The 10787-nt window shown below is 71.4% G+C and carries 2 protein-coding genes; both read left to right on the top strand.

All coding sequences use genetic code 11. The features are described 5' to 3' along the window. Positions 1-10 precede the first annotated feature (10 nt). Positions 11-5491, top strand: coding sequence for a type I polyketide synthase (locus ACZ5ZX_RS18755; protein WP_465503258.1), 5481 nt, complete (start codon positions 11-13; stop codon positions 5489-5491). After that, complete coding sequence (locus ACZ5ZX_RS18750; protein WP_465503257.1) at positions 5488-10758, top strand: SDR family NAD(P)-dependent oxidoreductase; 5271 nt, start codon at positions 5488-5490, stop codon at positions 10756-10758. Before ACZ5ZX_RS18755 ends, ACZ5ZX_RS18750 begins: the two co-directional genes overlap by 4 nt. The last annotated feature ends 29 nt before the right edge of the window (positions 10759-10787 follow it).

Below are 10787 nucleotides of genomic sequence, written 5' to 3'. Positions count from 1 at the left end.
GGAGCGAACTGTGTCGGACAGTACGAACACGTCCCAGGCCGAAGTCGTCGGCGCCTTGCGGGACTCGCTGAAGGAAGTCAGCCGTCTCCGGCGGCAGAACCAGCAGCTGGCCGCCGAGGCCCGCGAGCCGATCGCCATCGTGGGCATGGGGTGCCGGTTCCCCGGCGGCGCGAACTCGCCGGAACAGCTGTGGGAGCTGCTCGCCGAGGGACGGGACGCGTTGTCCGGGTTCCCCGCCGACCGCGGCTGGGATCTGGAGAACCTGTACCACCCCGATCCCGACCACCCTGGCACCTCCTACGTCCGTGACGGCGGTTTCCTGCACGACGCCGGGGAATTCGACGCGGAGTTCTTCGGGATCTCACCGCGGGAGGCCCTCGCGATGGACCCCCAGCACCGTCTGCTGCTGGAGGTCGGCTGGGAGACCATCGAACGCTCCGGCATCGACCCGGCGTCCCTGCGCGGCAGCCGGACCGGGGTGTTCGTCGGCACCAACGGGCGGGACTACCCGATGCTGCTGCTGGACGCACCGGAGGAGCTGGAAGGGCATATCGGCATCGGCAACGCGGCCAGTGTCGCCTCCGGGCGGATCTCCTACGAACTGGGCCTGGAAGGTCCCACGGTCACCGTGGACACCGCGTGTTCGTCCTCGTTGGTCGCCCTGCACCTGGCCACGCAGGCGTTGCGGGGCAAGGAATGCGCACTGGCGCTGGTCACCGGCGTCTCGCTGATGACGACACCGGAGGGGTTCATCGGCTTCAGCCGTCAACGCGGACTGGCCGCCGACGGCCGGTGCAAACCCTTCGCCGCCGCGGCCGACGGCACCGGCTGGGGTGAGGGTGTCGGCGCGGTGGTGGTCGAGCGGCTGTCCGACGCGGTCCGGAACGGCCGCCGGGTGCTGGCCGTCCTGCGTGGATCCGCGGTCAACTCCGACGGCGCCAGCAGTGGCCTGACCGCGCCGAACGGACCTTCTCAGGAGCGAGTGATCCGGCAGGCCCTGGCGAGCGCGCGGCTGTCACCCGCCGAGGTGGACGCCGTCGAGGCACACGGGACCGGCACCACCCTCGGTGACCCGATCGAGGCGCAGGCGCTGCTCGCGACCTACGGCCAGGATCGGGAAACCCCGCTGCTGCTGGGGTCGATCAAGTCGAACATCGGGCACACCCAGGCCGCCGCCGGGATGGCCGGGGTGATCAAAATGGTCGAGGCGATACGGCGCGGGGTGCTGCCGCGCACGCTGCACATCGACGCTCCGACACCCAAGGTGGACTGGGCGGCGGGCTCGGTGGCACTGCTGACCGAGCAGACGTCCTGGCCGGAGCTGGACCGCCCGCGCCGTGCCGGGGTCTCCTCTTTCGGCGTCAGCGGCACGAACGCGCACGTGATTCTCGAAGAGGCGCCGTCCGCGGTGGAACCGCCGCCCGCCTCGGTCACCGGCCCGGTGCCCCTCGCCCTGGCCTGCCGGACCGAGGCCGCGTTGCGGGACCAGGCGCGGCGGTTGCTGGAGCTGGACGAGGACCTGAACCCGGCCGATCTCGGCAGGTCGCTGGTGACCACCCGCACCGCGTTCGAGGAGCGTGCGGTGCTCGTCGGCGAGACCGTGGCCGGACTTCGCGGCGCGCTCCGGTCGTTGGCCGACGGCCTGCCGGACGCGACGGTGGTCAAGGGCCGGGTTTCCCGGGGTGGTCACCGGCCGGTGTTCGTCTTCCCCGGACAGGGTTCGCAGTGGCCGGGTATGGCGCTGGAGCTGATCGAGACCGCGCCGGTCTTCGCCGAGTCGATGGCCGACTGCGCCAAGGCCATCGAATCCTTTGTGGACTGGAAAGTGGCCGATCGGCTGCACGCGGCCGAATTCGACCGGGTCGACGTGGTGCAGCCGTTGTTGTTCGCGGTGCTGGTCTCGTTGGCGAAGCTGTGGCGCCACCACGGTGTCGAACCGGCCGCCGTCGTCGGGCACTCTCAGGGTGAGATCGCCGCGGCCTGTGTGGCGGGCGCGCTGTCGCTGGAGGACGCGGCGCGGGTGGTCACCCTGCGCTCGCGGCTCATCGGCGCCGAGCTCGCCGGCCACGGCGGCATGGTCTCGGTGGCCGCTCCCGCCGAGGACGTCCGTACGCGGATCGCTCGCTGGGAAGGACGGATCTCCATCGCGGCGGTCAACGGCTCGAACTCCACGGTCGTCTCGGGTGAGCCCGCCGCGCTGGCCGAACTGATCGCCGAGGCCAGGGTGGCCAAGGTCCGGGCGAAAGCCGTTCCCGTGGACTACGCCTCGCATTCGGTCCAGGTGGAACGAATCCGGACGTCGCTGATCGAGGTGCTCGCCGGGATCGAGCCGCGCGGGTCGGAGGTCCCCTTCTTCTCCACGGTGACCGGGGACTGGCTGGACACCACCACGATGAACCCCGAGTACTGGTACCGGAACCTGCGGCAGACCGTCGAGTTCGACACCGCGGTGCGGAGCCTGGCCGAAGCGGGCTACGGCACTTTCGTCGAGACCAGTCCGCATCCCGTGCTCACCATGGCCGTGGAGGAGACGATCGGCGAGGGAGTGGTGCTCGGCTCGCTCCGGCGCGACGACGGCGGCCTCCGGCGTTTCCTGCTTTCCCTCGGCGAAGCGTATGTCCATGGGCTTCCGGTCGACTTCTCCTCCGCGTTCGGCGACTCCGCGCGGACACTCGATCTGCCCACCTATCCGTTCCAGCACCGGCGTTTCTGGCCGGAATCCTGGCAAGCGGGCAGCGGCGACCCCGGCGGACTGGGGCTGCGCCCCGCCGCGCATCCCTTGCTGGGCGCGGCGGTCCACCTCGCCGAGGGCACCGGAGCGGTGTTCACCGGACGACTCTCGCTGAGCACCCACCCGTGGCTGGCCGACCACTCCGTGCTCGACACGGTGATCGCGCCGGGTTCGCTGTTCGCGGAACTGGCCCTGTACGCCGGGGCCGAGCTGGGCTCCCACACTCTGGAGGAGCTGACCCTCGAAGCGCCACTGGTGTTCACCGAGGAGTCCGCGTTCCACGTCCAGGTGATCGTCGACGACGGCGACGTCAGCATTCACTCCCGCCCCGCCGACGCGGAGGCGGACGAACCGTGGGTCAGGCACGCCAGCGGGATTCTCAGCTCCGAAAAGGAAACGGCTGCCGGTTTCGCCGCCGAGTGGCCGCCTCCGGGTGCCGAACCGCTGCCCGCAGCCGAGTTGTATCCGCGGCTCGCGGCGTCGGGTATCGACTACGGTCCTTCGTTCCGTTGCCTGAAAGCGGCTTGGCAGCGGGAGAACGAGATCTTCGCCGAGATCCGCTTGCCGGAGGACGTCTCGGCGGAGCGGTTCGGCCTGCATCCCGCGCTGCTGGACGCGGCCCTGCACGGAATGGGACTGGGCTCGGTGTTCGCCGGGCCGGACGAGGATTCCCAGGGTTCGGTCGCCTTCGCCTGGACCGGGGTGACCCTGCGTTCGGCCGGCGCGTCCTCGGTCCGGGTGCGGCTGACCCCGGCCGGGACCGACGCGGTGTCGGTGGAAGTCGCCGACGAAGCGGGCAAGCCGGTCGCTTCGGTGGCGTCGCTGGTGATGCGCCCGGTGACGGCGGCGCAGCTCGGCGACGCCGGAAGGCTGCCCCGCAACTCACTGTTCGCCGTGTCCTGGACGGAACTGCCCGGACTGCCCGCCGACCCGTGGCGTCTCGCGCTGGTCGGCGCGGACGAATGGGGCTGGGGTGACTGGCTCGAACTCGGTGAGCACACCGGAAGCTTCGCGTCGATGCCCGAGCTCTCCCAGGCACTCGAATGGGGTGCTTCACCGCCGGACATCGTGGTGCTGCCCGTTCCCGGGCTGCCGGGGGAGACGACGGCCGCGATGCGCGACGTCCTGGTCGGGGTGCTCGCCGCGCTTCGGCAGTGGCTCACCGACGAGCGGCTGGCCGACACCCGGCTCGCCGTGGTGACCCGCCGGGCGGTGACCACCGGCGGTGACGATCTCGACCTGAGCGCGTCGCCGGTCTGGGGCCTCGTCCGCAGCGCGCAGTCCGAACACCCCGACCGGATCCTCCTGGTGGACGTCGATGACGAGAACACCGCCGTCGGCCTGCTGCCGTCGGTGTTCTCCACCGGTGAACCGCAGGTCGCCGTGCGGGCGGGGAAGCTGCTCGCGCCGAGGCTCGGCAAGGTGAGCCCGCCCGCCAGCCCGGGATTCGGCTTCACCGAGCACGGCACGGTGCTGATCACCGGCGCGTCCGGCGGCCTCGGCGGACTGGTCGCGAAACACCTGGTGGAGCGGCACGGGGTGCGGAACCTGATGCTGCTGTCTCGCCGGGGGATCGAGGCCCCGGGCGCGCCAGAGCAGGCCGCCGAGCTCCGGGCACTGGGCGCGGAGGTCCAGTACCTGGCCTGCGATGTCGCCGACGCCGCCGGGCTCGCCGAAGCGCTGGCCGCCGTTCCCGCGGCGCATCCGCTGACCGGTGTCGTGCACACGGCCGGTGTGGTGGACGACGCCGTGGTGGACCAGCTCAGCGACGCCCAGATCGATCGGGTGCTGGCGCCGAAGGCCCATGGCGCCTGGTTGCTGCACGAGCTGACCAAGGATCTCGACCTGGCGGCGTTCGTGCTCTTCTCCTCCGGTGCGACCACTTTCGGCGGTCCGGGGCAGGGCGGGTACGCGGCGGCCAACGCCTTTCTCGACGCGCTCGCCTCGTATCGGCGTGCGCGGGGTCTCGCCGCGGTCTCCCTCGCCTGGGGAATGTGGGACGAGGACCGCGGCATGGGCAGCAGGCTGGGGGAGGCCGCGCTCGCGCGCATGGCCCGCAACGGGTCACTGCCGCTTTCGGTCGACGACGGTCTCGCGCTGCTCGACGCCACCCACGGTCTCGAACAGGCGAACCTGGTGCCGGTCCGGCTGGATCTGACGGTGCTGCGGGCGCAGGCTGGCACCTTGCCCACCTTGTTCGCCGAGCTGATTCCCTCCGACGTCAAGGACCCGGCCGCCGATGAAGGCTCGCTGGAGCGACGGCTGGCCGGGATGACCGAGCCGGAACGGGAACGCGCGCTCCTGGACCTGGTGCGCTCGCACGCCGCCGCGGTGCTGGGACACTCTTCCGCCGCGGCAGTGGACCCTCAGCGCCCCTTCCTGGAAATGGGGTTCGACTCGCTGACCGCGGTCGAGCTGCGGAACCGGATGGTCCGCGCCAGCGGCGAGAAACTGCGCACCACGCTGGTGTTCGACTTCCCGACCCCGGCACGGCTGGCCGCGCACCTGCGAGAGCGGTTCGCTCTCGCCGAGCCTGTTCCGGTCTCGCCTGCGGACCAGGTGCTGGCCGGACTGAACGAGATCGGTGCGGCGCTGCCCGCCATCGTGTCCGATGTGGACGATCGCGACCGGGTCGCCGCGCTGCTGCGCGCGTTGCTGGCCTCCTGTGGGGGACCTGCCGATGATCTCGATTCCGCGACGGACGAGGAGCTGTTCGCGCTGGTCGATGACGAAAGCGAGCGAGGGGTGGACATCACGTGACCGGGGACGCCAAACTCCGCGAATATCTGAAACGGGCGATCACCGACGCCCGCGACGCCAAGGCGCGGCTGCGCGAGGTGACCGAAGCGGCGCACGAGCCGATCGCCATCGTGGGGATGGCCTGCCGGTTCCCCGGCGGCGTGTCCTCGCCAGAGGACCTTTGGCATATGGTGTCGACCGGACGGGACGGTGTCTCCGGCTTTCCCGCCGACCGCGGCTGGGATGTCGCCGCGTTGTTCGACCCCGACCCCGACAACCCCGGCACCGCGTATGTCACCGAGGGCGGTTTCCTGCACGAGGCGGGCATGTTCGACCCGGCCTTCTTCGGCATCTCGCCGCGTGAGGCGCTGGCGATGGACCCCCAGCAGCGGTTGCTGCTGGAGACCTCGTGGGAGGCGTTCGAGCGGGCCGGGATCGATCCGTCGTCCTTGCCGGGCAGCAGAACCGGGGTGTTCGCCGGGATCAGCGGGATGGACTACGGCGCCGCGCTGGCGAAGACGGCGAAGGGCCGCGACGGCACGCTCGCGATGAGCACCGGGGGCAGCTTGGTGTCCGGGCGGGTCGCCTACACCCTCGGGCTGGAGGGGCCGGCGGTCACCGTCGACACCGCCTGCTCGTCCTCGTTGGTGGCACTGCATCTCGCCGCGCGGGCCCTGCGCGCGGACGAATGTTCGCTCGCGTTGGCGGGCGGTGTCACGGTGATGTCGGTTCCCGACCCGTTCGTCACCTTCAGCCGTCAGCGCGGGCTCGCCGCCGACGGCCGGTGCAAGGCGTTCGCCGCGGCGGCCGACGGTTTCAGCCTCGCCGAAGGGGTCGGCGTACTGGTGGTGGCGCGGCTTTCGGTGGCGCGGGAGCGCGGGTACCGGGTGCTCGCCGTACTACGGGGTTCCGCGGTCAACCAGGACGGGGCGAGCAGCGGGTTCGCCGCTCCCCACGGTCCTTCCCAGGAGAAGGTGATCCTCCAGGCGCTGGCCAGTGCCCGGCTCCGGCCGTCCGAAGTGGACGTCGTGGAGGCGCATGGCACCGGAACCTCGCTGGGTGATCCGATCGAGGCGCACGCGCTGCTGGCCACCTACGGCCAGGATCGGGAGCATCCGCTGCTGCTCGGTTCGGTCAAGTCGAACATCGCCCATACGCAGGCGGCCGCCGGGGTGGCCGGGGTGATCAAGATGGTGGAGGCGATCCGCCACGGTGTGCTGCCGCCGACCCTGCACGTGGACGCGCCCACGCCGAAGGTGGACTGGAGCCTGGGCGCGGTCGAGCTGCTGACCGAGGCGAAGCCGTGGCCGGTGCCGGACCGGCCGCGCCGCGCCGGGGTGTCCTCGTTCGGGATCAGCGGCACCAACGCGCACGTCATCCTCGAACAGGCAACCGACGCGCCGGCGGCCGAGCCGGTGCCTGCCGGAGTGGTGCCATGGGTGCTTTCCGCCAGGTCCGCTGACGCGCTGAGCGCGCAGGCTCGTCGGTTGGTGTCCTATGTGGACGCCCATCCCGAGGCGCGGATCGCCGATGTCGGCGGGTCGCTCGCGGCCCGTACCGCGTTCGAAGAGCGCGCGGTCGTCGTCGGAACCGGGGCGGCGGAGCTGCGGGAAGGGCTCGTCTCGATCGCCGAAGGCGGTACCGCGCCCGGAGTCGTGCGGGGTACCGCGTCCGCCGACGACCGGGTGGTGTTCGTGTTCCCCGGCCAGGGTTCGCAGTGGGCCGGGATGGCCGTCTCGTTGCTGGAAAGCTCGCCGGTGTTCGCCGCCCACTTCGCCGACTGCGCCGCGGCGCTGGAGGCGTATGTGGACTTCTCCGTGACCGGGGTGCTTCGCGGCGAGCCGGGAGCGCCGACCCTGGACCGGGTCGATGTCGTCCAGCCGGTGTTGTTCGCCGTACTGGTCTCACTGGCCGGGCTGTGGCGTTCGCACGGGGTGGAGCCCGCCGCGGTGGTCGGCCATTCGCAGGGTGAGATCGCCGCCGCGTATGTCGCGGGCGCGCTGTCCCTCGCCGACGCCGCGAGTGTGGTCGCACTGCGGTCGAAGCTGATCGCCGAGATGCTCGCCGGACACGGCGGCATGGTCTCGATCGCCCTGCCCGCCGAAAAAGTGGCCGGGCGGATCAAGGATCGGAGCGGCCTGTCGATCGCCGCGGTGAACAGCCCGGACTCCGTCGTGGTGTCCGGTGACCCCGTCGCGCTGGCCGAACTGATGGCCGATTGCGCCGCCGAGGGCGTGCGCGCGAAGAAGATCCCGGTGGACTACGCCTCGCATTCCGCGCAGGTGGAACGCATCAAGGATCGGCTGCTCGCCGCACTCGCCCCTCTCTCGCCGATCCGCGGCGAGATCCCGTTCTTCTCGACGGTGACCGGGGACTGGTTCGACACCTCGGGCCTGGACGCCGGCTACTGGTACACGAACCTCCGCGAGCGGGTGCGCTTCGACATCGCCGTGCGCGGGCTGGCCGCGCACGGCCACGGGATCTTTTTGGAGACCAGCCCGCATCCGGTGCTCACCACGGCCGTCCAGGAGTGCTCGGACACCGCGATCGCGCTCGGCACCCTGCGCCGCGACGAAGGCGGGCTGGACCGTTTCCTGCTTTCCGTCGGTGAACTGCACACGCGCGGGATCTCGCCGGACTGGTCGACCGTATTCCCCGGGCACCTGCCGGTGGAGCTGCCCACCTATGCCTTCCAGCACAAGCGGTACTGGCCCGAACCGGAGCCGGGTGGCGCCGGTGATCTCGGCGCGGTCGGACTCGGTCTCGCCGGGCATCCGTTGCTGGACGCGGTGGTCGAACTGCCGGAAGGCTTCCTGCTGACGGGTCTGCTCTCGTTGCGGACACATCCGTGGCTGGCCGACCACTCGGTGCTGGACACGGTGATCCTGCCCGGAACGGCATTCGTCGAACTGGCCTTGCGGGCGGGTGCCGAAGCAGGCCTCGGCCGGATCGAAGAGCTGACCCTGGAGACCCCGCTGACACTGCCCGAGGACGGGCCGGTGCGGCTGCGGGTGCTGGTCGGCGCCGAGGAAGCGGGACGGCGGGAGGTGACCGTCCACTCGCGACTTGACGACGAGCCGTGGACGCGGCATGCGACCGGCACCCTCACCGAAGCCCCAATGTCCATTATGGACTCCGGTTTCCCGGAGTGGCCGCCCGTCGGCGCGACCCCGCTCGCGGTGGACGAGATCTACCCGCGGCTGGAAGAAGCGGGTATCGGCTACGGCCCGCTGTTCACCGGTCTGCGGTCGGCCTGGCGGACGGAGGACGCCGTGTTCGCCGAAGTCGGGCCGCCCGAGGAAGCCGAAACCGGCCGGTTCGGCATTCATCCGGCGTTGCTCGACTCGGCGTTGCATCCGGCCGACCCGGTCTTGGAACGGGACGGGGACGACGCGCGGTTGCCGTTCAGCTGGAGCGGGGTGACCCTCCACGCGAACGGCGCCTCGACGCTGCGAGTGCGGATCGCCTCCGGTGGTGAGGACACGCTTTCGCTGACCGCGTCCGACGAATCCGGCGCGCCGGTGATCTCGGTGGACTCGCTGGTCCTCCGTCCGGTGTCGCGGAGCCTGTTCTCCGGCCAGCGGCGAAACCCGCTGTACCGGGTGGACTGGACACCGGTCGCCGCGGTGGACACGGTGGCCGGAACCCCCGGCGTCATCGTGGAGTGCCCGGTGGCGGGCTCGGTCGAGGAAACGCTCGGCCAGGTACTCGGTCTCCTTCAGTCCTGGTTGCGGGAGGACGCGCCGCTGGTGCTGGTGACCGACGGCGCGGTCGCGGTCGGCGACGAGCGCGCCCCGAGGAACCTGGCGCAGGCCGCCGTCTGGGGCCTGGTCCGGAGCGCGCAGTCGGAGCATCCCGGCCGGTTCGTCCTTGTCGACACCGCCACCCCGGAGTCGGTGCCGTTCGTGCCGGGCGAACCGCAGCTGGCCGTCCGCGGTGGCCGGGTCTTCGCGCCCCGGCTCGAGAAAACGGAGGTCCCGGCGACCGGGGAGCCGGTGTTCGCGCCCGGCGGGACGGTGCTGATCACCGGTGGTTCCGGCACACTCGCCGGTCTGATCGCCAGGCATCTGGTGACGACGCACGGCGTCGGACGCCTGATACTGGCCAGCCGCAGCGGACGGCTCCCGGAAGCACTGGCCGGAGCGGAGAGCACCGAGAACGCCGAGATCACCGCGGTCGCCTGTGACGTGGCCGACCGGGACGCGCTCGCCGCGGTGCTGGACGCGATCCCCGACGGGCATCCGCTGACCGGAGTGGTGCACACCGCGGGGGTGGTCGACGACGGGGTGATCGAGTCGCTGAGCGCCGACCGGTTCGCCCGGGTGCTCGAGCCGAAACTGGACGGCGCCCGCAACCTGCACGAGCTCACCGCGGGGCTGGACCTGGCCGCCTTCGTGCTCTTTTCCTCCGGTGCGACCACGTTCGGCGCGCCGGGGCAGGGGAATTACGCCGCCGCCAACGCCGCTCTCGACGCGCTGGCGCAGCAACGCAAGGCGGACGGGCTCCCCGCCGTGTCCCTCGCGTGGGGGCTCTGGGCCGAACGCAGCGGGCTCACCGGCGACCTCACCGACAGCGACCTCGCCAGGATGGCACGCAGCGGTTCCGCTCCGATGTCCACAGAGGACGCGCTGGCCTTGTTCGACGGCGCGCTCACCGCCGAGCCCGCCGTACTGGTGCCGATCCGGTTCGACTCCCGCGTACTCCGGAAGCAGGCGGAGGCCGGCACCCTGCCCCCGCTGCTGCGTGGTCTCGTCCGGCTCCCCGCCGCGTCCCGTTCCCAGTCCACAGAGGACATTTCGTGGGCGGAACTCCCGGCCGGCGACCGGGTGCGCAAACTGCTCGACCTCGTCCGGAAGCAGGCCGCCGACGTGCTCGGGCACGACGGTGACCGGGAAGACACGGTCGGCCCGGACCGGGCCTTCAAGGAGCTCGGTTTCGATTCGCTCACCTCGGTCGAGCTGCGGAACCGGCTGAGTGCGGCCACCGGGCTCCGGTTGCGGGCCACCCTCGCCTTCGACCAGCCGACCGCGACCGCGCTGGCCGCGTACCTGTCCGACCAGTTCGCCGCCGACGAGCTCGGGGCCGCCGACGAGGTGCTGACCCAGCTCGACCGGATCGAGCTCCTGCTCACCGGACTGGACGACGGAGACCGGGGCCGGGTCACCGCCCGGCTGCGGGCGCTGGCCGCCAGGAGCGCGAGCGAACGGGACGAGACCGCGGGCGACCGGCTGAGCTCGGCCAGCGACGACGAGATGTTCGCCTTCATCGACCAAGAGCTCGGAATCTGATGCCGCAGCGCCTGTTGGCGGGAGCTGAG

This window comes from Amycolatopsis sp. NPDC033938 (assembly GCF_055575975.1).
This window is presented reverse-complemented; position numbering and strand designations above follow the sequence as displayed.